General features: G+C 42.1%; 16 protein-coding genes and 4 pseudogenes. 12 read left to right on the forward strand and 8 right to left on the reverse strand.

Annotated features, from left to right (window positions below):
• On the forward strand, window positions 1-326 hold a 326-nt coding region (locus tag ABR397_RS19900; RefSeq protein WP_350307255.1), incomplete at its 5' end, for an Rpn family recombination-promoting nuclease/putative transposase.
• A gap of 53 nt (window positions 327-379) precedes the next feature.
• Window positions 380-646: pseudogene (locus tag ABR397_RS19905) on the forward strand (ISNCY family transposase); the annotation flags it as partial.
• Window positions 647-1,369: 723 nt separating this feature from the next.
• Here ABR397_RS19905 and fdoI read toward each other — a convergent pair.
• The 4 genes and pseudogenes from fdoI to ABR397_RS19925 all read right to left on the reverse strand — a co-directional run.
• Entirely contained in the window at window positions 1,370-2,011 is a 642-nt protein-coding gene (fdoI, locus tag ABR397_RS19910; protein WP_350307256.1) for a formate dehydrogenase cytochrome b556 subunit, read from the reverse strand.
• Window positions 2,011-2,937 (reverse strand): formate dehydrogenase subunit beta, encoded by a 927-nt coding sequence (gene fdxH, locus ABR397_RS19915; RefSeq protein ID WP_350307257.1) that lies wholly within the window; start codon window positions 2,935-2,937, stop codon window positions 2,011-2,013. Before fdxH ends, fdoI begins: the two co-directional genes overlap by 1 nt.
• Before the next feature lie 12 nt (window positions 2,938-2,949).
• Window positions 2,950-5,997 carry a formate dehydrogenase-N subunit alpha gene (gene fdnG, locus ABR397_RS19920; RefSeq protein WP_350307258.1) on the reverse strand — a complete coding sequence of 1,016 codons (3,048 nt, stop codon included), beginning with the start codon at window positions 5,995-5,997 and terminating at the stop codon, window positions 2,950-2,952.
• A 251-nt stretch (window positions 5,998-6,248) separates the two neighbouring features.
• Window positions 6,249-6,464: pseudogene (locus tag ABR397_RS19925) on the reverse strand (helix-turn-helix domain-containing protein); the annotation flags it as partial.
• 36 nt (window positions 6,465-6,500) lie between these two features.
• Here ABR397_RS19925 and ABR397_RS19930 point away from each other — a divergent pair.
• Window positions 6,501-6,656, forward strand: a pseudogene (locus ABR397_RS19930) (transposase); the annotation flags it as partial.
• Between the two features lie 49 nt (window positions 6,657-6,705).
• Here ABR397_RS19930 and ABR397_RS19935 read toward each other — a convergent pair.
• Window positions 6,706-6,909: pseudogene (locus ABR397_RS19935) on the reverse strand (peptidase T); the annotation flags it as partial.
• Between the two features lie 391 nt (window positions 6,910-7,300).
• On the opposite strand from ABR397_RS19935, the gene ABR397_RS19940 reads away from it, so the two are divergent.
• Genes ABR397_RS19940 through ABR397_RS19950 form a run of 3 tightly spaced genes read left to right on the forward strand, consistent with a single transcriptional unit; the run spans window position 7,301 to window position 9,009 of the window.
• A complete protein-coding gene (locus tag ABR397_RS19940; RefSeq protein ID WP_350307259.1) occupies window positions 7,301-7,972 on the forward strand; it encodes a CsgG/HfaB family protein in 672 nt (223 codons plus the stop codon).
• A gap of 21 nt (window positions 7,973-7,993) precedes the next feature.
• The gene (locus tag ABR397_RS19945; RefSeq protein ID WP_350307260.1) at window positions 7,994-8,353 is read left to right on the forward strand and encodes a DUF4810 domain-containing protein; all 360 of its coding nucleotides are present in this window, start codon (window positions 7,994-7,996) and stop codon (window positions 8,351-8,353) included.
• Window positions 8,350-9,009: a DUF799 domain-containing protein gene (locus ABR397_RS19950; RefSeq protein WP_350307261.1), complete on the forward strand. Its 660-nt coding sequence runs from the start codon at window positions 8,350-8,352 to the stop codon at window positions 9,007-9,009. Before ABR397_RS19945 ends, ABR397_RS19950 begins: the two co-directional genes overlap by 4 nt.
• Window positions 9,010-9,216: 207 nt before the next feature.
• On the opposite strand, the gene ABR397_RS19955 is transcribed toward ABR397_RS19950, so the two are convergent.
• Window positions 9,217-10,557, reverse strand: coding sequence for an MATE family efflux transporter (locus ABR397_RS19955; RefSeq protein WP_350307262.1), 1,341 nt, complete (start codon window positions 10,555-10,557; stop codon window positions 9,217-9,219).
• An 890-nt stretch (window positions 10,558-11,447) separates the two neighbouring features.
• Complete coding sequence (locus ABR397_RS19960) at window positions 11,448-11,915, reverse strand: bleomycin resistance protein (RefSeq protein ID WP_350307263.1); 468 nt, start codon at window positions 11,913-11,915, stop codon at window positions 11,448-11,450.
• A gap of 434 nt (window positions 11,916-12,349) precedes the next feature.
• Between ABR397_RS19960 and tnaC the strand changes: the two genes are divergently transcribed.
• The 3 genes from tnaC (at window position 12,350) to mtr (ending at window position 15,299) form a co-directional block, all read left to right on the forward strand.
• Window positions 12,350-12,448 carry a tryptophanase leader peptide gene (gene tnaC, locus ABR397_RS19965; RefSeq protein ID WP_350307264.1) on the forward strand — a complete coding sequence of 33 codons (99 nt, stop codon included), beginning with the start codon at window positions 12,350-12,352 and terminating at the stop codon, window positions 12,446-12,448.
• 127 nt (window positions 12,449-12,575) lie between these two features.
• Window positions 12,576-13,976: a tryptophanase gene (gene tnaA, locus ABR397_RS19970; RefSeq protein ID WP_350307265.1), complete on the forward strand. Its 1,401-nt coding sequence runs from the start codon at window positions 12,576-12,578 to the stop codon at window positions 13,974-13,976.
• 78 nt (window positions 13,977-14,054) lie between these two features.
• Window positions 14,055-15,299 (forward strand): tryptophan permease, encoded by a 1,245-nt coding sequence (gene mtr, locus ABR397_RS19975; RefSeq protein ID WP_350307266.1) that lies wholly within the window; start codon window positions 14,055-14,057, stop codon window positions 15,297-15,299.
• Between the two features lie 401 nt (window positions 15,300-15,700).
• Here mtr and ABR397_RS19980 read toward each other — a convergent pair whose 3' ends face one another.
• Window positions 15,701-16,915, reverse strand: a complete 1,215-nt coding sequence (locus tag ABR397_RS19980) for a Tm-1-like ATP-binding domain-containing protein (protein ID WP_350307267.1) — start codon at window positions 16,913-16,915, stop codon at window positions 15,701-15,703.
• A 234-nt stretch (window positions 16,916-17,149) separates the two neighbouring features.
• Between ABR397_RS19980 and ABR397_RS19985 the strand changes: the two genes are divergently transcribed.
• From ABR397_RS19985 to ABR397_RS19995, 3 genes are all read left to right on the forward strand, one after another.
• Window positions 17,150-17,773, forward strand: a complete 624-nt coding sequence (locus ABR397_RS19985; protein ID WP_350307268.1) for a TetR/AcrR family transcriptional regulator — start codon at window positions 17,150-17,152, stop codon at window positions 17,771-17,773.
• Between the two features lie 1,474 nt (window positions 17,774-19,247).
• On the forward strand, window positions 19,248-19,403 hold the full coding sequence (locus ABR397_RS19990; RefSeq protein ID WP_350307269.1) for a hypothetical protein: 156 nt from the start codon (window positions 19,248-19,250) through the stop codon (window positions 19,401-19,403).
• Window positions 19,404-19,723: 320 nt separating this feature from the next.
• The coding region (locus ABR397_RS19995; protein ID WP_350307270.1) for an amino acid adenylation domain-containing protein at window positions 19,724-25,537 on the forward strand (5,814 nt) is incomplete at its 3' end.

Raw genomic sequence — 25,537 nt, forward strand, 5'->3', positions numbered from 1 at the left:
ATGATTACTATACGGATGAGCAGTTAAAAAGCGTGCTAAACTACTTATTACAAGCGGGAGATACCGCCGATCCAGAGGGTTTTATCCGGCGACTGGCAGAACAGTCCCCGAAGTATGAGGAGGTACTGATGACAATAGCGCAAAGATTGGAACATAAAGCACGTCAGGAAGGGCGTCAGGAAGGACGTCAGGAAGGATTGCAGGAAGGCGAAAAACGGGGAATTCTGAAAGTCGCGTGGGCGATGATGGACATGGGTATCGATCGTGAAACGATAATGAAAACGACCGGGTTGAGCCAGAACGAACTTGAGCAAATACGCCACTAACTCATGTTGAGAGTTTTTAATCAACATTCAACGATCCGTGTTAAAAGAGGATGTTGCGACGACTGTCAGAACAGTCCCCGAGGTATGAGGAGGTACTGATGACAATAGCGCAGAAACTGGAGCAGAAGGGGCACCAGAAAGGGTTTATTGAAGGGAGTCAGGAAGGACACCAGGAAGGACTCCAAGAAGGATTGAATAAAGGCGAAAAACGGGGGATCCTGAAAATCGCGTGTGCGATGCTCGACATGGGTATCGACCGTGAAACGATAATGAAAACGACCGGGTTGAGCCAGAACGAACTTGAGCAAATACGCCACTAACTCGTGCTGAGAGTTTTTAATCAGTATTCAATGATTCATGTTAAAAGAGGATCTTACGGTGACTGTCAGAACAGTCACCGAAGTGCGAGTGTCGACCCGAAACAGTGATGAAAATCACCGGACTGAGCTTGAACAAATGTCTGACAAACTTACTATTGATACGTTATCGGCATAAAAATGCTTGAGTCAATGCACGAAACGCATAGAAGCGGCACATTTACATTCCAAGCGATAAGACCGAGTCTGAATCTACGTGCTTCTGAAATCTCTGTTCTTAAGCAGAGCTGAGGTTAGTTAGTGTATTTCACTATGCAGATTGATTCGTCAGTAAGAAGGTAATGGGATAACATTTTCGCGTTACAGAATAATCGATCAGGTATAAGTGAAAAATAGAAATTACTTTTTAATGACATAAATTGATAGATCATAGTGAAGTATTGCAATTAACTAATTTTAATTTCTGTTTATTCTGTCACAAACAGAGAAAAGAAGAAAATTTAGTAAGAAAACCAACAATTATAAAAATAATTGTAAACGATTTTCACATTAGATAGTTTAAACAGGGACAACAGAATAACATAATGATTTATATCAATTAAATATAAAATATCAAAATATTTCACTACCAATATCGGTTATTATTGCAAATAAAGAACCATGCCGGAATATCTCTATCAGTTATTTCATATGGCATGGTTCAGGTAAATTCAGCAGGAAAATGGGCTAGGAGTTTTTCTCTTCCTGCTGCTCTTTTTGACGAATTTCTCTATACCAGCGAGGATGATGTTTCTTTGCCCAGCCGCGGGTTACCCAGCCTTCCACCATCGATCGAATAGAGCCTTTTACCCAAAATGCGGCATAGGCATGTATCATAATCAGCAGGATCAGACCAACTCCGGCCAGAGAGTGCACCAGAAGTGCAAGCCGGATCAGCGGGATAGAAAAAAAGTCGGCAAAATAGGGACGCCAGATAATCACACCGCTGATAGCCAGTAAGATCAGGCAACCACTGATAGACCAATAAATGCCTTTTTGACCCAGATTATATTGGCCGATATCGCCGGATTCCTCATTTCTCAGGACCTTATGGATGTTTTTCAACCAGACAATGTCTTCTTTGTCGATAAAGTTATGTTTGAAATATCTGAAAAACATAAAGATAAACAAGAAAAACATCATTGATCCAATAAACGGGTGTAATATCCGCGCTAACTGAGGTGTGCCGAAAATATTCATCAACCAGTTAAAGGATGGGAAGAAGAACCCCAACCCACTGATAGCAGTGAACAAAAAACAGAGCACCACTGACCAGTGATTCACCCGCTCAATCGGTGAGTGGCGGAGAATCGTATCTTTCTTTTTCATCACAACGCCTCCCGATTAGCTGATTTTGCCGGTGACTCATCATCCTGACGAGCATGTTCTTCGTCTTCTTCGCTGGTGCGATTTGGACCAATGCCGACATAGTGGAAGAGGCTGGCGGCAAATGTCGCGGCAAAGCCCACCGCTGCCAGTGGTTTCCAGATACCTTTCCAGAAAGTCACGGTTGGGCTGATGGTCGGATTATCCGGCAAGCCGTGATAAAGCTGCGGTTTATCCGCATGATGCAGGACGTACATAACGTGCGTGCCACCAACACCTGCGGGATCGTATAACCCCGCGTTCTGATAACCACGGCCTTGCAGTTCAGTTACCCGTTCGGACGCCAGATTTTTCATATCGTCTTTGGTGCCGAAGTGGATTGCCCCGGTAGGGCAAGTTTTCACACAAGCAGGTTCCTGGCCGACACTAACACGGTCAACACACAGGGTACATTTATATACCCGGTTGTCTTCTTTATTGATCCGCGGCACGTTGAACGGACAACCCGCGATACAATAACCACAACCGATACAGTGTTCTGACTGGAAGTCCACAATGCCGTTCGCATACTGGATAATCGCACCTTCTGACGGACATGCTTTCAAGCAGCCCGGATCAGCGCAGTGCATACAGCCATCTTTGCGGATAAGCCACTCCAGTTTGCCGTGCTCTTCCACTTCAGAGAACCGCATCACGGTCCATGATTTAGCGGTCAGATCGGCTGGGTTATCATAAACACCGACGTTAAAACCCACTTCGTCACGGATATCGTTCCATTCTGAACAGGCCACCTGACAGGCTTTACAGCCAATACAGGTGGTGACATCGATCAATTTTGCCACTTCTTCCTGATGATCACGCACACGAGGTGCCGGGGTAAAGGAATGGGTGGCGGATTTACGAATAATGTCTTGAGATTGCATTGCCATAATTCGCTCCTGTTAGACCTTTTCCACATTCACCAGAAACGCTTTGTATTCTGGTGTATACGCGTTGGCATCACCCACGGAAGGTGTGAGAGTGTTTGCCAGAAAACCTTTCCGGGCAGCCCCAGTGAAACCCCAATGGCAAGGAATACCAATGGTTTCAACTTGCTTACCGTTAATGGTCAATTGCTGAATTCGTTTGGTGACAACCGCTTTGGCTTTAATAAAACCGCGTTTGGAAGAAACTTTGACTTCATCTCCCTGAATAATGCCTTTTTCTGCCGCCAGCTTTTCACCGATTTCAATAAATTGTTCGGGCTGAACCACAGCATTAAGCTGAGCGTGTTTTGTCCAGTGACGGAACAGTTCGGTAATGGAATAAGTTGTTGCGACATAAGGGAATTCATTGGCTTCTCCCATATAAGCAACATCAGCATGAAAGATGCGGGCAACCGGGTTGGAGATCACATTCGGATGGAGTGGATTAGTGCCGATAGGTGATTCAATCGGCTCGTAATGTTCAGGGAATGGCCCGTCAGCCATTTTATCAATGGAAAACAGGCGCGCTACCCCTTCTGGCTGCATGATAAACGGCCCGACATGAGTTCCCGGCGCGGCATTGTTGTAATCAACAACATCAAAGCCACGCCATTTGCTGCCATCCCATTTGATCAGCTCACGGTTCGGATCCCACGGCTTGCCTTGTGGATCAACCGATGCACGGTTGTAGAGCACCCGGCGGTTTTGCGGCCATGACCACGCCCAGCCCGGAGTACAGCCCAAACCGGATGGATCTGAGTTATCACGGCGGGCCATCTGATTGCCTTGTTCGGTCCAGCAACCGGTGTAGACCCAACAGAAACTGGATGTGGAACCATCATCTTTCAGTTGAGAGAAACCGGAAAGTTGCTGACCTTTTTTCAGCATGATATTGCCGTTTTCGTCTTTAATATCCGCTAATGCTTTACCGTTAGCTTCACGAGCAATCTCTTCCGGAGTCGGATCTTCAGGATTTTGGTAATCCCACGACAGATTCATAATAGGATCGGCATAAGCGCCACCTTCTTCACGGTAGAGCTCACGCAGACGCATCAGCAGTTTGCCAAGAATTTTACCGTCGTGCAGGGCTTCTCCCGGTGGATGAGCACCTGCCCAGTGCCATTGCAGCCAGCGGCCTGAGTTAGCAATCGATCCGTTTTCCTCGGCAAAACAAGAAGAGGGCAGGCGGAAAACTTCGGTTTGAATATCAGCCGGATTCACATCATTCATCTCACCGTGGTGCTGCCAAAAGTTAGATGATTCTGTGACCAGTGGATCGATCACCACCAGATATTTCAGTTTTGATAGCGCTCTGCTTGATTTATTTTTATCCGGGAATGCCGCCAGCGGATTAAAACCCTGAACAATGTAGCCGTTCATTTTGCCTTGAGTCATTAATTCGGCCTGAGTCAGAATATCGTAGCTTTTATCCCATTTAGGCAGCCAGTCGTAACCCCAGTCATTTTCTGCTGTGGCGTGTTCGCCCCAGAAACCTTTTAACAAGCTGATAAAGAAGTTTGGTGTATTTTTCCAGTAATTAACCTGATTTGGTACCAGGGTTTTCGGTGTGGTTTGCGCCAGATAGGTTGCCAGGCTCTCCTGTTTTTCACTCGGCAGAGGCAGATAACCAGGCAGGTTAAGCGACAACAAACCAAGGTCACTATAGCCCTGAATATTGGAGTGACCGCGTAATGCGTTAACACCGCCGCCCGGCATTCCCACGTTACCTAACAGTAACTGAACCATTGCAGCGGCACGAATAATCTGAGCGCCACCGGTGTGGTGAGTCCAGCCCAGTGCATAGAGAATGGTTGCAGTGCGGTTAGTGACCGAGGTACTTGCCAGGTGAGAACAGATATAGAGGAAATCCTCTTTTGAAGTCCCACACAGATTAGAAACCTGTTCCGGGGTATAACGTTCAACGTGATTTTTCAGCAAGTTCCATACACAGCGTGGATGAGATAAGGTGTCATCCCGTTTGGCATAACCCTGTTCATCGGTTTCGTAATGCCATGAAGATCTGTCATAGCTTTTGGTGGCTTGATCAAAGCCGCTAAATAAACCGTCTGTAAACTGATAATCTTCACGAATAATCAAACCCGCATTGGTGTAAGCCTTAACATACTCAGACTGAATTTTGTTGTTGAGCATCAAATAACGGATCACACCCAGTAAGAACGCGGTATCTGAGCCAGCACGGATCGGCGCGTAAAAATCAGCTACAGCGGCACTGCGATTGAAACGCGGATCAACCACAATCACTTGAGCATTGTTTTTGATTTTTGCTTCAATCACCCATTTAAAACCTACTGGGTGCGCTTCAGCGGCGTTTCCGCCCATGATCAAAACAACGTTAGCATTTTTGATATCGACCCAGTTGTTGGTCATAGCACCACGACCAAATGTCGGCCCCAAGGCCGATACCGTCGGGCCGTGGCAGAGGCGCGCCTGACAATCAATGGCGATCATGCCCATCGCACGGGTGAATTTCTGATCGAGAATACCGGTTTCGTTACTGGCAGCGGAGGAGCAGAGCATACCTGTCGTCAGCCAACGGTTGACAGTGACATTGTTTTCATTCTTCTCAACAAAGTTGGCATCACGGTCATCTTTCATCAGACGGGCAATACGTTCAATCGCTTGATCCCAACTGATACGTTGCCATTTATCAGAACCCGGAGCGCGGTATTCGGGATAATGAAGGCGGTTTTTACTGCGAATATAATCGAGCACTCCGGCCCCTTTCGGGCACAGAGAACCCCGACTGACCGGATGATCCGGATCACCTTCGATATGAAAAATACTTTCTTTGGCGTTTTTCGCACCATCACCCAAGCTGTACATCAGAATGCCACAGCCAACGGAACAATAAGTGCAGTTATTACGAATTTCACGCGAGCGCAGTAATTTGTACTGACGAGTTTCAGCCAACGCAATGGCTGGAGCAAATCCCAGCGCGGCAACTGTTGTTCCCGCCATACCACCTGCGCAGATCTTGAAGAAAGCTCTTCTGCTAACTTGCATCGGTCTTCCCCTTATTTTTTGAATGACGACATTGCTTTACTTCTGATGCAACAACGCCTTGACGAATCAGGCGAAATTGCTTTCATAGCCCGGCTCGTTTTTCATTCAAAACACTCCTGGGTATCGTGGAGAACCCATTGCATTGATGAGTTATAAACTACCTGAGGTTATCATTATCCATAGTATCATAAAGCGTATTATGTTGGTGACTGCTCCCCGCCGTAAAAAACGGCGAGGCTTCCCACTTCTCAGTCTTTTAGCCAGTGATAACGGCGAGATTTTTTCGCTTTCGCCAGTAACGGCTTTAAGTCGCGTTTCGGATTTAGCGATAATCCGTGGCGCTGGTACATGTGGCGGCTGATATGGAGCGCTTTGTTAAAGACGCAACGCACTGCGCCGAACTGGGCATTTAGAAATTCAGCCTGTTCAACAGTGGGATAAAGGCAGACTTTAATGGCTCTTTTCAATGGAACGATGATCCAACAAATCCGAGAGGTTTTTTTATCCGCAGCCGCCATGTCAGAATTTTAAATACGCATTTATCTCGTCAGTCAAAAACCAGTGCACTATGGTCACGATCTTATTTTGCATGTAGTGCAGGCGGCGCAACGATTAAAACGTTGAAAACCTATGTCAGATCGCAGGAAACCCCGGGTTAGCTCCCCTTATATCGCCTCCCGATTGGGCGACGGTTTACGGGGCAATTGCTAACTCAGGGAATTCACTTTGGCGCAGGTAAATATTCAGCTCGTTGTTCAGGCATAGATCTCCACCGTTATAGGGTAAGACTTGAGCCTTAGTATCATTGGTCAGCTCGGCACTGGTATCAAGGTGACCAAAAAATGCGATCGTCGGAACGAAATAGGTGGTATTGATTTTGGTATAAAAAATAAAACGATCAACAATATTCATGTTTTTCTCCATTATGTTTGCTATATACAGAAATATGGCCGATTTACTTGTTTAACTTAATTAATTTATTATTTTTGAGCGATATTCAACCATCTACAAATAGATGTTTTTGATATCAAATGCCAATAATTCCATTAACAGTATAAATATTAATAAAATATTTAAAGAATAATTTAAGTTAATGTAATTTAATCCTCTAGGGAAATAAAATTTAATAATAAAAGTGTGATGTAATAAATGGTTTTTTATCTTTTTAGCATAAAATTCTGGTCACACAGCTCAGGTTTATTCATAATAATTTTTGATGTAAATAAATCTTTAATGGAATGTGTCATCTGCCTGTTTTTGTATTTTAGGTGGATAGACTAATCATTTTTTAGGAATAGGTTTTATGCAGAGTAAGTTGATCTTATCTTCAATTTGTTTGGCTTCGGCAATATTATCAGGGTGTGCAACTGAGTCTTCCAATACCGTTCAGGTGCAAAAAGTCAATTCTTATAACACCGTATATCAAGGTGTTCGTAGTCCAATTGCTATCGGTAAATTTGAAAACCGTTCCAGTTATCAAAATGGGATTTTCTCTGATGGCGTTGATCGTCTCGGCAATCAATCTAAAACGATTTTAATCACACATTTACAGCAGACTGGGCGCTTTACCGTTCTGGAACGTACCAACATGGCGGAACTGAAAGCGGAAGCGGGTTTACAGGGTAAATCACAGAAGCTGAAAGGGGCTAGCTACGTTATTACCGGCGATGTGACTGAATTTGGCCGTAAAGAAGTCGGCGATCATCAGTTATGGGGCTTGTTGGGGCGCGGTAAATCACAAGTGGCTTATTCTAAAGTCATGTTGAATGTGGTGAATGTGGAAACTTCTGAAGTGGTTTTCTCTGTGGCAGGCGCAGGTGAATATAAATTATCCAACCGTGAAATTATCGGCTTTGGTGGGACTGCCAGCTATGATTCCACACTGAATGGTAAAGTGTTGGATCTGGCAATTCGTGAAGCAGTAAACAGCCTGGTTGAAAATATTGAAACTGGTGCATGGAAACCTTCTAACTAAGAAATATAGGGATATATTCTCATGGTATTAATGAAAAAAGCGGGTTTATTGCTGGCAGCGATGGCCCTGGCTGGTTGCGCGGTTCAGCCAAAAACGATTTATGAATGGGATAAGTACGAACCTACAGTTTATCAGTATTATCAACAGGATAAGATGGGGTTTGAAGAGCAGTTACAGGCTTTGCAGAAAGTGATTGAAAAAGCGAAAGCGAAAGATAAACCTGTACCGCCTGGGTTGCATGCACAGATGGGTTTGCTGTATAGCAAAACTGGCCGTGTTTCAGAAGCGTTCCATCAGTTTGAAACAGAGAAAAAACTGTTTCCTGAATCAGCGCCATTTATGGACTTTTTATTAAGTAAAAATAAAGGAACTATGCAATGAACCGTATTCTCGTAGCATTAAGTTTATTAGCTGCGCTTGTGCTGACAGGATGTGCCAAGACTACGCCTTATGACTACACTGCATTTAAAGAGAGCAAACCAAAATCCATTCTAGTTTTGCCGGCAGTGAATAAATCTGTAGAAGTAAAAGCAGGTCACAGCCTGATTTCTCAAGTGACTTATCCATTGGCGGAATCGGGCTATTATGTTTTTCCGGTTGCTGTGGTGGAAGAGACATTTCAGCAAAATGGCGTGACAGTGGCGCAGGATGTTCAGAATATCAGTTATAAAAAACTGCATGATATTTTCGGTGCAGATTCCGCGCTCTATCTGGATATTGAAGAGTACGGCACGCAGTATCAGGTTATCAACAGCGATACCCGTGTAACGGCTTCCGCTAAACTGGTGGATCTACGCAGTGGTAAACAACTGTGGAATGGTCAGGCAATTGCCTCATCGACTGAAAATCAAAATAACTCGAATAGTAGTCTTATTGGAATCTTGGTATCTGCGGTCATTTCACAAATTGCGAATACCATTACGGATAAAGGCCATGAGATTGCCGGTATTACAAGTCATCGTTTACTGACAGCCGGCGGTAACCGCAATTTGCTTTATGGTCCCCGTTCTGAGCATTATGGTAAAGAAAAGCATTAATCTCTGATTAAAGTGAATGGTAATGGTGGACAGGTATAACATCCTGCTCATTATTATATTTTTATTTAAGTTGTTTTCCAAAAACATCCGTGTTTCTTTAACATAAATCTGTAAATAAGTTCGGTTAAAGGATAAACAGGGGTTACCAATGAAGGGAACCCCTGTGTCGAGATTAGGCGGCTATCTCAATCATCAACAATCTGTTGATTAAAGATCTAATCGCTTTGTTTGCCATTTTTTAGATTTCCAACGCCAAGTATTAACTAATCCACGCAGCCATTCATCACAGAAGAAACCGATCCAAATACCTAGGATCCCCATTTCCATCTTGATGCCAAGGAAATACCCTACTGGAATAGCAACACACCACATAAAGAACATTGCAGTATATAGCGGGAAACGGGCATCACCGGAAGCGCGCAATGCGTTCACCATAATGATATTGGCGGTACGGACTGGTTCCATAAAAACAGACAGCAAGAATAGCGGCAACAGTAGTTTGATGATGGATTCATCTTGCGTCAGAAAATGCAGAATTGGTACTCTGAACAGCCAGAAGGCAGCGACAACACCCACGGTCACGATACAGCCAATTTTCAGGCTATTAAAGCCACGAATATAAGCATCTTCAAACCGTTTAGCGCCGACCAGATGACCAACCATAATTTCGTTACCAATGCTGGTGGCAATACCAAACAACATGACAAATAGTGATAGCTGGAAATAAAGTGTTTGTGCTGCCAGTGGAATTTCGCCCATCAATCCAATAAATGCTATGGCAGCCATATATTGCAGGACCCACACCATGTTTTCGCCCGCAGCGGGTAAGCCAATATGTAAAATTTTGCCCAATATACTTCTTGACCAAAGCAGGAAACCTGTCAGTTTAAATTTAATCCGCAGGCCATAGCTTAACAGACAGAATAACAGGATAACGGCGACAATCCGGCCAAAAACGGTAGACCAGGCAACACCTTCCAGACCATATTGAGGTAATCCGAAGAAACCATACAGGACGATCATATTACCCAGCACCGTCAACAAGTTAGCAATCAGCGTAACATACATCGCCGGCTTGGATTTTCCATAAACCCGCAAACAAGTCGCCAGGATAATCGAAATGGCTTCCGGGATCAGACAGATCCCCAGAATATGCAGATAGCCGAAACCATCTTTCATCAGGTGTTCTGGCATATTCATGATATGCAAGAGCTTATAGCCGAAAAAGATGGTAATCAGCGCACAACTAAACCCAAGTAAAAAGTTGAATGCGATAGCAATATGGATCGCCTGACTGGCCTTATCCTGTTTGCCGGCGCCAATGTATTGCGCAATAACAACACTGCAACCGACACTGATAAAGCTGAAAATAGTGATAAACAGGTCAAAGACCTGATTACCTACAGCCATAGCAGCCAGGTAAGAAGTAGAAACATGGCTCACCATATAGGTGTTAATTAATAAAGTGGCCAGATGGAGGAGAATATCAATAAAAATCGGCCAGCTTAGAGAAAAGAGCGAACGCTCCGTAACATCAGTTTGATGCATTTGAAAAACCTGCTTATTAAAAAAGGTAAAATAAATAATTTCTTGAGATGCGGCGTACTCAGAAAATATTCATGCATTGTACATGGTTTATTCATCTGTTAACAGAGAAAGGATAAGAATAAAAAGGTAAATAATTTCGGAGCTATATCAAGTAGATTATTATCTGATAATAGAGGGAGTAGAAAATTCCACATGTTTTATTTAATTGTTCTGGTAATTTTTTCATATAATTAACGCTAATATATAGATTAGTACAGTTAGGAATTATTGTTTTTTATGTTTGGGATACCCCACCAAAATAATGCCTATACTTTTGTGTTTGGATGATATTTAAAGTTTAATTTATCTAAATAATTTTACTTCTTCACTAAAACTTAAACATTTCATCAACGAAAAGATAAAAGAACTCATTTGGTTAAATCTTGTTCTATGATCAGGTGCAGGAGTAAAATATATGGAAATAAAAATATACCATTTAACGAGATGATATGATGATAAATAGATTATAGCATCGGTTAATAATGACAATTTTGATGTTGACTTTTTTTTCTACTTTTTCTGCATCTACCTATGCTTGTGTATTAAAGCCACATTTCCCCATATGTGCAATAAAATGTGTTATTTTTTCATCCCACACTACGACATGTCTTATTGGTTCTGATCTTCCTAATAATTTTACTCCTGATCAATCAACCCCTGTTGTATTTAAGAACAAATAATTAATCTAGGCTTGAGTTAATTGATTTTCAGATAGCGCAGCTATTGTGCTATACAGAATTCTATTTCTATTCCGCCCTTTAATAAGGGCGGTTTTTTATAAATAAATTAAACTCTAAATTAGTCTGTTTTAGATTTAAGTAATTAGAACGATTCATTAAACTTCAATATAATTAATCCATAACAAGGAATGTGTTTATTGATATATTGTTTATATTGTTTATGTTTTCTATAAATTGGCTGAAACGTAGCAGATAGCCATCGGGATCTTGCACCAGGAATTCTCTTTGGCAGGCCAGTACTTCATCAACACGGTAATGATTGTCTTTTACTTCTCGGTATAGTTTTATGCCATTAGCTTTTAAGTTGTTAAGTAGAAGAGTTAAATCATCAACTTCAATTTGAAAATTCACACCTCTTCCCAGAGGATAATTTAATGAAGCAGTATTCCAGCCATCATCATGTAGTGCTTCAAGCATTAGCTGTGCTTCTCCTAATTCTAGATACGCGAAATCTGGGGTATCTCGGCGAATAAGTAATTGGAAACCGAGGATTCTTTGATAGAAATCCAGAGATCGAGAAAAATCAGTGACGGTGAGTTCTGGAACCATACGATTCCAATAGGGTTTATGTTGGCTCATACGTTATTCTTCAGCTCTGCGATATTTGTTCTATTATATAAGTATTTTTCACTCTATGAACAGCTCTGTTTTTCGTAGTAATTGCCATATAGGAAATGCAGAAATTAATCATTAGTAGGAAAAACGCTTTGTTCCCTTACCAGTCTTGAAGGATGAGGTTTCTTTTTTTTACATGGTTTTTATTTTTATAAAAATATTCTTATTATTTTAATGTGTCGTTTTATTGATTTGGTTTAATTGTGTTGTTATATTTTTTTCATTGGTTTTTATACTATGTTTATTAACTGTTTTTTATTAGGTATATAATCGATTTAATTGAATGTATATAAAATTCTATTTTTTATGATTTTTGTTTTTTGCGTGATTGGTCACAGATAATTTAAATATTATCTATATCTTAGTGACGGATTTTAACCGTGGAATAAATTCATTATATGACTTCTCTATTTTTACATTATCATCTTATTTGTTCTTGTAATATACAGGCATGGTTTAATGTCGATCACCGTATTTCTAACTATTTCCCTAATTAATTCCTCTAATTGCATCTCTAATTAAATCTTTATTTTTAATTACTGAATTTACTATAGCGTATTTCTGTGTGTTTTTCAGGAATTTTCCTAAATTACGCAATATAAACAATTATTGGATGAAATATTCATGAAACGTATTCCAGAACCTTTCCGTATTAAAATGGTAGAAAATATCCGTATGACTACGCGCGCGGAACGTGAAAAAGCATTAGAAGAGGCTGGATATAATCCATTCCTGTTACCAAGTGATGCTGTTTATATTGATTTACTGACAGATTCCGGTACCGGTGCAATGAGTAATCGCCAGTGGGCGGGAATGATGATGGGTGATGAGGCTTATGCGGGTTCCCGAAACTATTATCATTTATGTGATAAAGTTAATGCGCTGATTGGCTATCAGTATACTATTCCAACTCATCAAGGTCGTGGCGCAGAACAAATCTTATTCCCGTCATTGATTGCCCGCAAAAAAGCGCAAGGAGGTGCAACACATCCGGTCTTTATTTCTAATTTCCATTTTGATACCACAGCTGCCCATATTGAATTAAATGGTGCGAAAGCGATTAACGTTGTTACACCAAAAGCCTTTGATACAACTACGTATTATGACTGGAAAGGCGATTTTGATATTGATGAATTGAAAAAAACGATTGCCGAACAGGGTGCTGATAATATTGTGGCGATTATCACAACCGTGACTTGTAATAGTTCTGGTGGTCAACCTGTCTCTATCGCTAATATGAAGTCTGTGTATGAGATTGCGAAACAATACGATATTCCTGTGGTGATTGATTCCGCCCGTTTTTGTGAAAATGCCTGGTTTATTAAGCAAAGAGAAAAAGGTTATGAAAATAAATCAGTCAAAGAGATTGTCAGGGAGATGTATCAATATGGTGATATGCTGACAATGTCAGCTAAAAAAGATCCGATGGTCAATATCGGTGGTCTTTGCTGTTTCCGTGATGATGAAGATCTATTTAACGAAGTGCGTACCCGCTGTGTACCAATGGAAGGGTTTGTCACTTACGGTGGTCTTGCCGGGCGTGATATGGAGGCTCTGGCAATTGGTCTTGAAGAGGGTATGAATGAAGATTATCTGGCATATCGTATTAATCAGGTAGCTTATTTAGGTAACAGATTAAGAGATGCAGGTATTCCTATTCAGTACCCAACTGGCGGCCATGCTGTATTCGTTGATGCTAAATTATTATTACCGCATATTCCAGGAGAGCAGTTTCCTGCTCATGCATTGAATAATGAACTGTATCTGGATGCGGGAATAAGAAGTGTCGAAATTGGCTCTTTATTATTAGGTCGTGATCCGAAAACCGGAAAGCAAAAAGAATCACCAATGGAACTTTTGCGTTTAACTATTCCTCGCCGGGTATATACCAATGATCATATGGATTATATTGCAGAATCTTTTATTTCCCTGAAAGAGAGAGCGACTCAAATCAGAGGATTAACATTTACCTATGAGCCTTCAGTATTACGGCATTTTGTTGCAAGATTAAAGCCAATTAAATAATAAAAAACGGGGTGCTTCTATCTGAAAGCATCCCAAATTTTATTTCGTATATTATAAAGCCACGCGAGGATCACGCACATGGCTACTTTACCAATAAAAAAATCATCTCCATCTTTACTTGGCGGTGCAATGATCATTGGCGGAACGATTATTGGCGCAGGTATGTTTTCCTTACCCGTTGTAATGTCAGGAGCATGGTTTTACTGGTCAATCACTGCTTTGGTTTTTACCTGGTTTTGCATGCTGCATTCAGGGTTAATGATATTGGAAGCCAATCTTAATTATCGGATTGGTTCAAGCTTCGGGACTATAACAAAAGATCTTTTAGGCAATGGCTGGAATATCATTAATGGTATTACAATTGCTTTTGTTTTATATATACTAACTTATGCTTATATTTCTGCCAGCGGATCAATTATTCAGCATGTCATGCAGGAAATGTCGATAGATTTTTCGCCGCAACTTGCCAGTTTTTTGTTTGCTTTTACCGTTGCATTTATTGTCTGGTTAAGTACGAAGGCGGTCAGCCGGATAACCTCTATTATTCTTGGTGCAAAAATATTAACTTTCTTTATGACTTTTGGTGGCTTGATTTATAACGTTGAATCTACTGTTTTATTTAATACCGCTGAGACTAACCCGACTTATTGGCCCTATGTATTAGCAACCTTACCTTTCTGTCTGGCTTCTTTTGGATGTCATGGCAATGTTCCTAGTCTAATGAAATATTATGGAAAAGAACCACAAAAAATAAAGAAATGTCTGTTTATTGGAACGTTAATAGCATTAGTTCTTTATCTAGTTTGGTTGATTGGAACAATGGGAAATATTCCACGGTCAGATTTTATTAGAATTTCAGAGCAAGGGGGAAATATTGATATTCTAGTCCAATCATTAAGTGGCGGCTTAAATAGTGCAACACTGAATTTATTACTGACCCTTTTTTCTAACTTTGCTGTTGCCAGCTCATTTCTTGGTGTCACGCTGGGACTGTTCGATTACTTGGCTGATTTGTTCAAATTTGATGATACCAAACTGGGGCGTTTTAAAACTGCACTGGTGACGTTTCTTCCGCCAATGGTTGGTGGAATGATTTACCCGAATGGTTTTATTTATGCGATTGGCTTCGCTGGCCTTGCTGCGACAGTTTGGGCTGCTATCGTTCCCGCTTTACTCGCCAGAGCATCCCGTAAACGGTTTGGCAGCCCTGCCTACCGGGTTTGGGGCGGCAATGCGATGATTGGCTTGATTTTGCTGTTTGGCGTGTTGAATGTCACTGCTCATATCTTATCAAGTTTTAATCTGCTACCCGTTTATTCATAAAAAAACTCCTGCGGTGGGTGCCGCAGGAGCCTGGTGTTGACGGAGATAAGCTCCGAAAAGGAAGAAAACAAAACAGGTGTATTTATGTTTTAATTTAGTTTGTTAACTCCCAACATCTTACAGCAAGGTTATTAACAGGAAGTTCTTATGGCTTCCCTTTAGAACACGAGCACCTGACTGCTTTATTTAGTACAACATTCTCGACAGATGTATCGTAAGAAGTTGTGACTAATAGAACAATAGCATCAGAATGCACTGTTTTGACAACTGTTTGCCTAGTCATTAATTAGTTGTATACAATCTTTCAGTGTCAGTACTACTTCTGAACCGGTATTATCGTTGCTGGTCAGACCCATTAATACTTACTCCTGCTTCAGTGGTTGTTTATGTTGAGTCACAACTTAAGCCATTATCATCTGCTGGTATTCGCTAATCACCTGTTGGCAGAATTCAGGTGAATTCACATGATGAGGGCTTTTAATTAGTTGTCTGTTTTCCGTTTCTATAAATGCAGACTCAAAAGCGTTGATAAAGGCCTGAGTCGCATCAGGATTCCAGAAGGGGCCGCCGTCAATGTCCAGAGCGGAAAAACCGCCTTCAGGAATAATAAATTTTACTTTTCCTTCGCACCGATTAAGCTTTTCAGCAATCCAAATCCCCATTTGACGGTTCTCTTCTGGTACGGTGCGCATTAATGTTACCTGAGAATTGTGGCGGTAAAATTGCCGGTATTTGTAGCGTTCCGGGATAGTATTCAAATGCCCGAAATTTACCATATCCAACGCGCCGCAAGAGCCGATATAAGGTATTTGTGTCCGGGCTATCGCCCCCAAACGGTCTGCATCACAGGCCAAAACACCACCAAACAGATAATCACAGACTTCAGTTGTGGTGATATCCAGCAAGCTATTCAGCAGACGGCTTTCGGCCAGTTTTTCCATTGTTTTGCCGCCGCTGCCGGTTGCATGGAAAACCAGACAGTCATACTGCTGATCCAACTCTTTGGTCAGTAATTGTATGCAAGGTGTTGTGACGCCAAACATTGTCAGACCGATAGCTGGCTTATCTTCAACATTGTTCTCTTGGTAGAAATAAACTGCACCTGCAATTTGGTTAGCCGCATTTTTCAATACCTGACGGGAGATACGGTTAAGGCCGGATACATCAGTGACTGAATAGAGCATGGCAATATCACTGACGCCGACATAACCAGAAACATCACCGGAGGCCATAGTAGAAACCATCAGTTTTGGTATACCTACAGGCAAAGATTGCATTGCCGGTGTAATCAGTGCTGTCCCGCAGGATCCCCCCAGACCCAGAATTGCTAAAACATCAGTTTGTCTTGATAAAAAAATATTAAAAGCGACTGACATTGCGGAAATCGCTTTCCCCCGATCACCACAGAAAACGGCATCTTTGCCTTGTGGATGATGCTCTGCTACTGTTAATGCAGTGATGTCCGCACCTCTTTCGAGCGGGCTAGATTTAGTAGTTAAATCCACAGTACGAACGGCAAGGCCAGCTTGTTCTATCAGATCCCTGACGTAGAAGATTTCTGCGCTCTTGGTATCAAAAATAGTGGCGATATAGACATAGCCTTGGCTTTTTTTCATTATAATTATGAATATTTCCCTGGTGCTGACTACTAATCATGGATAGATTATAGACAAGATGAGACTCTAGTATCACTATTATATTACCAAATTGAGACTGTCATCTCATTTTATCCATAAATAAATCGAATCAATTTGGGTATTTTGTAGATAGTTAAGTAGAGTGATGATAGCGAAAAAGAATTTTAACCATAAGCTTTATCTAGAGATTTTTATTGTGAAAGAGTTGTGGCAATGATGGATTCGAATACTAAACCTCACTTTACCGGAACCCGGAAAAAAACGTATGCAATGTTGATAAATGCTGCACTGGAACTTTTTGAGCAGAGAGCGATACCTTCGGTTTCCGAATTGGCGCAGTATGCTGGTGTTTCCAGAGCAACGGCATACCGCTATTTTCCGACCCAAAGCGATTTAATTGACGCAATTGTTGGTGCCAGCCTTGGGCCAATTCTCACTTGGAAGCCTTCCAGTGAAAAAACCGAAGAGCGGATTATGGAGCTGTTGGATTTTGCCTATCCCCGAATGTTTCAACATGAAGGTGCATTGCGGGCGGCTCTGTTGGTTTCTTTACAGCAATGGGCTCATGGGCGCGATTTATCTGCGGATAAGCAGGAAAAGAAACTGGTACGCGGGCATCGTAAGGAGATCCTTGCAATGGTGGTTGAACCACTAAAAGGACATTTTCCACCGGAAACTTTGGAAAATGTCATTCGTTCTTTTTCCCTGGTTTATGGCTCTGAAGTCTTTCTGGTAATGAAAGATATTTGGAATATGGATGACGAGCAGGTTATTGAAATCACTAAATGGATGGCAAAAGCCATTATTAATCAGGCGTATAGAGATACTGAGCTCTAGTTGTTTCTGATAAGCCACTTAATAACTCAGTGTTAATTGGCAAATTTTACTGGGCGGATATTTTGCATAGATTTCATATAACTTATGATTATTCTTATGCAAAGTATCCCTGTTTATGCTGAAAGAATAAAAAGGGTTGTTAAACTAGGTGGTTAAGTTTTTCCTCTGTATGCCAAATGAGCATTTGTTACTTATTGAATTTATCTCCTTTATGGTTTGTGATTGCAATAGACACTTTAAAATCTAACAAATCGATAATCAATATAACTATTTCAGGTAATCATGATGAAAATCATAATTAGTCCTTTAATTACACCTATATTTTAGCTTTTCTGACTAATCAGAATTTCACTGCTAAAAATAATATTTTGAAAAATAAGACAAGTACGAAAAAACACTTTAATTACAATGCGATATTTTAAATTTAACCTTTAAATACAAACAGTTAAGTTAATTTAAAATATTTTCGATATTATATTTAATCCAGTAAAGTGTTGCATTAAATCAATATGCGTGAGAACTTATTTACCAGCCGAACCACAGTGGGTTTTAAATATCATTAAATGTGTCACAGCATATCAGATTGCTATAAATAGACGTTAATTGTTCTCTTCGTCTGTTTCATCTTGTTCGATTATTTAATCAGATTTGGTGTGGTTTAACGTAAATTTGCACTTCCTGTCATATATAAAGGAGCCATGAATACTCAATGTAAGCTTGATAAAGATAATTTTAATGCGGTAATGGAAGGTCTGACACCTTCATTGGAATGACAAGTTAAAAGGACGCTACCTAGGCAGAGGGGATCAAAAGCTAACTCGACCCGTTTCTAGCCGAAGTAACCTCCGGCTTACTGGTTGTTTGCAATATTAACCGCAACAAAACAAAAATTAACATTTTGTTAAAATTAAAAAATAAATATACGCAACAATTAAACCAAAATAACAATTCAACAAACTGAGTTTATCTATTTGTTTTGAAATATTTTAATGAGAAAAACAGTATTAAAATCAAAGAACATTATAATTTTAATTGACATGATATATATTCAATATTAATAAGTTACTATAATTTTTTAATTTATTATAGTGTTGATTTTTTCGAATTTAATATTGATAAGATTTATCCTAAAGAACCAGGAGGGCGGTAGCGTGGGAAGTAACTTAGAAAAGAAAATTAAAAATACGAAAAGTAGTAAACAGAAGAAATAGTTTTAATGAAAACGTAAATAGGCTTTTTTTACAGAGAAAGGAAATCATAAAAGCGGAGAGAATTTATCCAGAAAATAACAAAATCATACAATTTAGTTTACATATCGATGTTGTACTTGCTAAAACTGAAAAATTCAATCTTGAACGTATTTAAGATAGTGAAAAATATTTTAAGCTAGTTTACCTCCTGCAATAATAAAAAATCACTTCAAGTTCTATAATGATACGAAATCATTAATAGCTAACCTTCAATGGGATATATTATGGATGAAATTAAATATTTGGATGTTTTCCCGCTGTTTTCTACTCTCCTGCAAAAACTTTGGCAACAAATTACCGAGGATATCGAACGCATTACACCAGAAATGTTACCACTGACTGAAATAAATCAATCTGACATTGATCGAAGTATCAACTAGATAATGAGAGGGCTCCAGAACGTTCAGAATATTTATGGACTTTCGCCGTTGCAGGATGGAATTATGTTTCATCACTTGTTGGAAAATCAGGGCGATTCATATCAAGTGATATTCCGTCTCATCACGTTTTAATAATAAACTTAATTATCCATCTCCGTGAAAAATATCAATCGAATTATTTCCATATCATTCTTTTATCTTAATTAAGCATATAAACATATCACTATATTAGTGTCTGTTATCAAATGTTGTGCTCAATTAGAAATTAGAACGATGTTTGGTTGATAGAGATTCAAGACTTGACACTTTGGAATTATAAAATGAATACGCCACATAACCACAATCTATCATTAGAAAATCCTCTTACTTCTTTTCATGAACTATCACTTAGTTCTACTCAACAAGTCATTTGGCTTGACCAAATTCTTCATCCTGACTCCCCCGATTACAACATCAGTACATTGGTCTGTATTGATGGAGATCTGGATGAAGTATTGTTCACTCAGGCTCTTGAAGCCGTTGTTTCTCGCCATGACACATTGCGCTTACGGCTTGTGGATACCCACGGATTACCTCGCCAAAAACTCGTCGATACTTCCTCCGTATCTTTATCTGTGCACGATTTTTCACAATATGCTGATGCAGAAGCCCAAGCCACACAGCAAGTGCACGCTACTTTTATACGCCCGTTCCATTTGTATGGGGAGCTGTGGCGTTCTGAGTTGCTGCGAGTCAGTGATACACGCTGGTACTGGCAATTTTGCTGTCATCATTTGATCTCAGATGGTCTGGGTTTGAGGCTGGTTATCAAAGATCTTGCAGATAATTACAATCGTTTGGTCAAGGGGGATACATTAGCAGACGTTGCTCCTTCCTACCTTGACTTTATTGTCGAAGATCGTACCTATCTTGACTCCAAATTACACGCGCGCGACCTGCAATTTTGGCTGGAACGCTATGAAAAACTGCCTCCAGCCCTAATTCCGCCCTCAAATCCAAGCACATCTGTCACTCACTCGCCGGCAAAACCCGTTCTTTGGCAGCTGGACGCAACACTTTTTCAACAGATTGAAGATACAGTGGCCGCTCATGGATTCTCTATCCTCCATTTTATGTATGCCGTTCTGGCTTGCTATTTCGCACGCAGTACAGACACAGAAGAGATTGTTATTGGCATTCCAGTGCACAATCGCAAAAATGCGAAACAGAAATGTACCCTAGGGACATTTTCGTCAGTCATTCCTATTGGAGTAACTATTCACTCTAAAGACTCTTTCCTTGATGTTATGCACAAGGTCGCAGCAGAGTTACGTCGTTGCTATAAGTATCAGCGGCTACCCATTACAGAAATTAACCAGCATACACAGATAAAACAGAAAACAGGACGTGCCCAACTTTTTGATATCACACTGTCACTTGAGTTGTTCAACACCAATTTTAATATGCAACAAGCTGTCACAACGCTTAAAGCGTCACATCGTGGTGCAATGTTCCCCCTTGCAATAGCTATCTACCAATACACATTTACCCATCTTGAAAAGGTAAGCCAGCCTGTCACAGTCGAATTCAATTACAATACGAATTACCTGAATCACGAAGAAGTCGTTGCCCTCCAGGCCCGTTTAGCCCTATTAGTAGAAGCCGCCATAACTTCTTTAGATAGGCCGATTGGGAATGCTCCTCTCTTACCTTCGTGGGAACGTCAGCAATTATTGATGGATTTCAACGCAACCAAAGTTGATTTTCCACAAAACGCACTGATACATCAGCTGTTTGAGCAACAGGTTGAACGCACTCCTGATGCCATTGCCGTGGTATTTGAAACACAATCAATTAACTACAATGAACTAAATCATCGGGCCAATCGTTTAGCGCATTATCTGATTTCTTTAGGCGTACAGCCCGATGAGCGGGTCGTTATTTGTGTTGAACGTAGTCTGGATATGATAGTGGGGCTGCTGGCTATTCTCAAAGCTGGCGGCGCCTATGTGCCCCTCGATCCGACCTATCCGTCTGAGCGACTGACCTATATGCTGGATGATGTGGAACCAGTGGCTCTGCTGACTCAGTCTTCACTCATTGAAAAACTGAATAGCCATCTGCCTACCGTGGTATTTGATGCCCCAGTTTTGTCCGCCTTTGATAAAAAATCGGCAGAAAATCCCAATACTCAGGCCCAGAAACTGACCTCAAACCATCTGGCTTATGTGATTTATACCTCCGGCTCTACCGGGCAACCTAAAGGAGTCATGGTAACGCACAGGAATGTTATTAATCTTTATACTGGACTAGGTCTTCATACTAGATTGAATAACACAGAACAGCCATATCGTGTAGCCGTGAATGCCAGTCTGGTATTTGATGCTTCAGTACAAAATTGGATCCAAGTGTTGTCAGGCCACACGTTAGTTATTGTCCCTGAGAACGTGCGCCCAGATGGGGACATGCTATGGCAATATTTTGCCAGTCAGGCAGTGGATGTCTTCGACTGCACGCCAGTCCAATTGCAATGGTTACTGAATGCTGGTTTAGGCTCTTCTTCTGGTTATCAGCCTAAGCTCGTGTTGATTGGTGGTGATGCCATTTCACCTTTAGTTTGGTCCAAATTGCAACAAATCACGACTTCCCGATTTTTTAACCTATACGGGCCAACAGAATGTACGGTAGATGCCACTATCTGCCCGATTGATATCACGTTACCACAACCCTCTATTGGTCGCCCTATCGCCAATACCCAAATCTATATTCTAGATACACAAGGCCAACCCGTGCCTTCTGGGGTAACCGGCGAAATTTATATTGCGGGCGCCGGGGTGGCCCGGGGTTATCTGAACCGCCCTGAATTGACTATCGAGCGTTTCTTGACTGATCCGTTTACCTCAGATCCTGATGCCCGCATGTACAAAACCGGTGACCTTGGACGCTGGTTACCTGACGGTAATATTGAGTACATCGGCCGTAATGATTTTCAGATCAAATTACGTGGATTCCGCATTGAACTGGGTGAAATCGAAGCCCATCTCATTCAATGTCCGGGAGTGCGGGAGGCTATTGTCATTGCTCGTGAAGATACCCCCAATAATACACGGCTGGTTGCCTATATTCAGCCTCAGCCCGGTATTAAGCTTGTCTCGGCTGAACTACGTCAGCAACTTGTTTTGCAATTAGCTGAATATATGCTGCCCAGTGCATTCGTGATATTGGAAACTTTCCCGCTGACTCTCAACGGCAAACTCGATCGTAAAGCACTACCGGCACCTGATCAATCAGCAGTAATAACGCGTAGCTATGAAGCTCCCAGTGGGGAACGGGAAACAAAACTGGCGGAACTTTGGCAAGACTTGCTGGGATTGAAATGTGTTGGCCGTCAAGATCATTTCTTTGAACTCGGTGGTCATTCTCTGATGGCAGTCAGCCTGATTGAACGACTGCGTAATGATGGATGGCGGCTTGATGTTCGCGGCGTTTTTTCCGCACCCGTGCTTGCTGACATGGCTCAGGCTATCCAGATAAATCAAGATAACTCTGTTTTTATTGCGCCGCCCAACCGTATTCCTAAAAACTGCACCGCTATTACTCCCGACTTGTTGCCCTTAGTAACATTATCTCAAGCAGAAATCGACACGGTTACAAAAACTGTAGTTGGCGGCCCGGCCAATGTGCAAGATATCTATCCGCTCGCACCGCTACAGGAAGGCATACTGTTCCATCACCGCCTACAGGAGAAAGGCGATACATACCTGTTAAATAGTCTGATTGCTTTTGATAACCGTCAGCGTCTTGATACCTTCCTTGATGCTTTGCAAAAAGTCATTGATCGCCACGATATCCTGCGTACCGCTATCTGCTGGCAGGGACTGACTCAACCCGTACAAGTGGTCTGGCGACAAGCCTCGCTACCAGTGATGACTTTCGTGCCTATCTCAGCAGACAATGTGCAAGCACAGTTACAGACTCACATCGACCCACATCAACGCCGATTTGATCTAAGTCAGGCACCATTACTGAGCGCCAATATCGCTCATGATCCGGTCAGTCACGAGTGGCTGCTGGCGCTGAGTTACCATCATTTGGTCTGTGACCATATGACACTGGAACTTGTCGCCAGTGAAATCCATCTATTACTGCAAGGACTCACTGACGAACTGCCTAATCCGCTACCATACCGCAACTTCATTGCCCAGACCTTAAATGTACCGTCTTCGGTTCATGAAGACTATTTTCGTGCCCGACTCGCCGACATTGATACACCAACGACACCATTTGGTCTATTTAATGTACAGAATAGTGCTCACGATATTACCGAAGCCCATTTATTGCTGGACAGCACTCTGGCGCGAGCGATCCGTACTCAGGCCCGCCACTTAGGAGTCAGTGCAGGGGTACTATTCCATGTTGCCTGGGCGCAAGTATTAGCACAGACCAGCGGCCGTGATGATGTGGTTTTCGGTTCCGTGCTGCTGGGTCGCCTGCGAGGTTACGCTGGGTCTGATCGAGTCATGGGAATGTTTATCAATACCCTACCGGTGCGGGTATCCCTTGCTAATCACAGTGTATTAGAAATGGTGCAGACCACCTACCGTGATCTAGCGATGCTGTTGGAACATGAGCAGGCTCCGCTAGCATTAGCCCAACGCTGTAGTGGTGTTACCCCGCCATTACCGCTGTTCAACACTTTACTCAACTACCGTCATAATCAATCAAACATAGATAATATTGTCTCGGACGGTACCCGCTTGCTAACCACAATAGAACGTAACAACTATCCGCTCACTCTCTCGGTAGATGATCTAGGTGAAAATTTTAGTCTGTTGGTTCAAAGCGTTGCGGAGATCGATCCCGCTCGAATAGCGGGTTACTTGACCACAGTCATGGGTAATCTAATCGAAACCTTGGCTACTGACCCTCAGCAGCCTATTTGTCGCCTGCCAATCTTGTCCGCCAATGAGCGTCAGCAATTGCTGATGGATTTCAATGCGACCAAAGCTGACTTTCCACAAAACGCACTGGTACACCAATTGTTTGAACAACAGGCTGAACGCACTCCTGACGCCATTGCTGTGGTGTTCGAAGGACGCGCTCTCAGCTACAAGGAACTTAACTGCCATGCTAATTGTCTAGCCCATGACTTGCTTGCATTGGGGGTAAAACCCGATGACCGGGTGGTTATCTGTGCTGAACGCAGTCCAGAGATGGTGGTGGGGTTATTGGCTATTCTCAAGGCTGGCGGCGCCTATGTACCACTGGATCCAACCTATCCGGCCGAACGACTGGCCTATATGCTGGATGATGCCGCGCCAGTCGCACTACTTACTCAAGCATCCCTGAGGGAAACACTGGACAGCAGCCTGCCTACTGTAGTGCTTGATGTCCAACAACTATCTATTTTTGATAAAGCGTTAGCAGAAAACCCGGATGTTCGGGCATTGGGATTGACCTCACACAGTCTGGCGTATGTGATTTATACCTCAGGTTCCACCGGGCAACCCAAAGGAGTTATGGTTGAGCATGGCGGATTCAGAAATTACCTACAGTGGGCTCTTGGACACTATGCTAATGCAAATCGATTAAACAGTATTGTGTCATCACCGATGGCCTTTGATGCGACTGTCACCAGTATTTACCTGCCCCTGCTTTGTGGCGGTAGAATACAATTGCTCCGCGACGGACAAGAATTGATCGAGTTGATACCCACCCTGTTATCTATGGATGCCACTACTCTGGTCAAGATCACCCCAACCCATTTTGCTGTGGTTGGTCAGGAATTGCTGACGGCAAAACAAACTTGTCCTGCGCACTATTTCATTGTGGGGGGAGAGCCTCTCTCTAGTTCAACCGTAGCACTTTGGCGTGAACTTTCTCCTGAATCACGCATTGTTAATGAGTACGGCCCAACCGAAACCGTGGTGGGTTGCATCACGTTTGATGCCTATGAGCTGAATGGTTTCACTCACAATGTTCCTATTGGCCGCCCAATCGCCAATACCCAAATCTATATTCTGAATGGACAGGGTGAACCCGTACCTCTCGGCGTTATCGGTGAGATCTATATCGGTGGCGCCGGTGTGGCCCGCGGCTACCTTAACCGCCCAGAGTTGACAGCGGAACGCTTCATTCCTAATCCGTTCTCAACC

The organism is Photorhabdus viridis (assembly GCF_040256935.1).
GTDB lineage: Bacteria > Pseudomonadota > Gammaproteobacteria > Enterobacterales > Enterobacteriaceae > Photorhabdus > Photorhabdus viridis.

Coding starts and splice junctions, on each gene's coding strand:
- fdoI (WP_350307256.1), bottom strand. CDS start 2,011: ATGAAAAAGAAAGATACGATTCTCCGCCACTCACCGATTGAGCGGGTG.
- fdxH (WP_350307257.1), bottom strand. CDS start 2,937: ATGGCAATGCAATCTCAAGACATTATTCGTAAATCCGCCACCCATTCC.
- fdnG (WP_350307258.1), bottom strand. CDS start 5,997: ATGCAAGTTAGCAGAAGAGCTTTCTTCAAGATCTGCGCAGGTGGTATG.
- ABR397_RS19940 (WP_350307259.1), top strand. CDS start 7,301: ATGCAGAGTAAGTTGATCTTATCTTCAATTTGTTTGGCTTCGGCAATA.
- ABR397_RS19945 (WP_350307260.1), top strand. CDS start 7,994: ATGGTATTAATGAAAAAAGCGGGTTTATTGCTGGCAGCGATGGCCCTG.
- ABR397_RS19950 (WP_350307261.1), top strand. CDS start 8,350: ATGAACCGTATTCTCGTAGCATTAAGTTTATTAGCTGCGCTTGTGCTG.
- ABR397_RS19955 (WP_350307262.1), bottom strand. CDS start 10,557: ATGCATCAAACTGATGTTACGGAGCGTTCGCTCTTTTCTCTAAGCTGG.
- ABR397_RS19960 (WP_350307263.1), bottom strand. CDS start 11,915: ATGAGCCAACATAAACCCTATTGGAATCGTATGGTTCCAGAACTCACC.
- tnaC (WP_350307264.1), top strand. CDS start 12,350: ATGACTTCTCTATTTTTACATTATCATCTTATTTGTTCTTGTAATATA.
- tnaA (WP_350307265.1), top strand. CDS start 12,576: ATGAAACGTATTCCAGAACCTTTCCGTATTAAAATGGTAGAAAATATC.
- mtr (WP_350307266.1), top strand. CDS start 14,055: ATGGCTACTTTACCAATAAAAAAATCATCTCCATCTTTACTTGGCGGT.
- ABR397_RS19980 (WP_350307267.1), bottom strand. CDS start 16,915: ATGAAAAAAAGCCAAGGCTATGTCTATATCGCCACTATTTTTGATACC.
- ABR397_RS19985 (WP_350307268.1), top strand. CDS start 17,150: ATGATGGATTCGAATACTAAACCTCACTTTACCGGAACCCGGAAAAAA.
- ABR397_RS19990 (WP_350307269.1), top strand. CDS start 19,248: ATGGATGAAATTAAATATTTGGATGTTTTCCCGCTGTTTTCTACTCTC.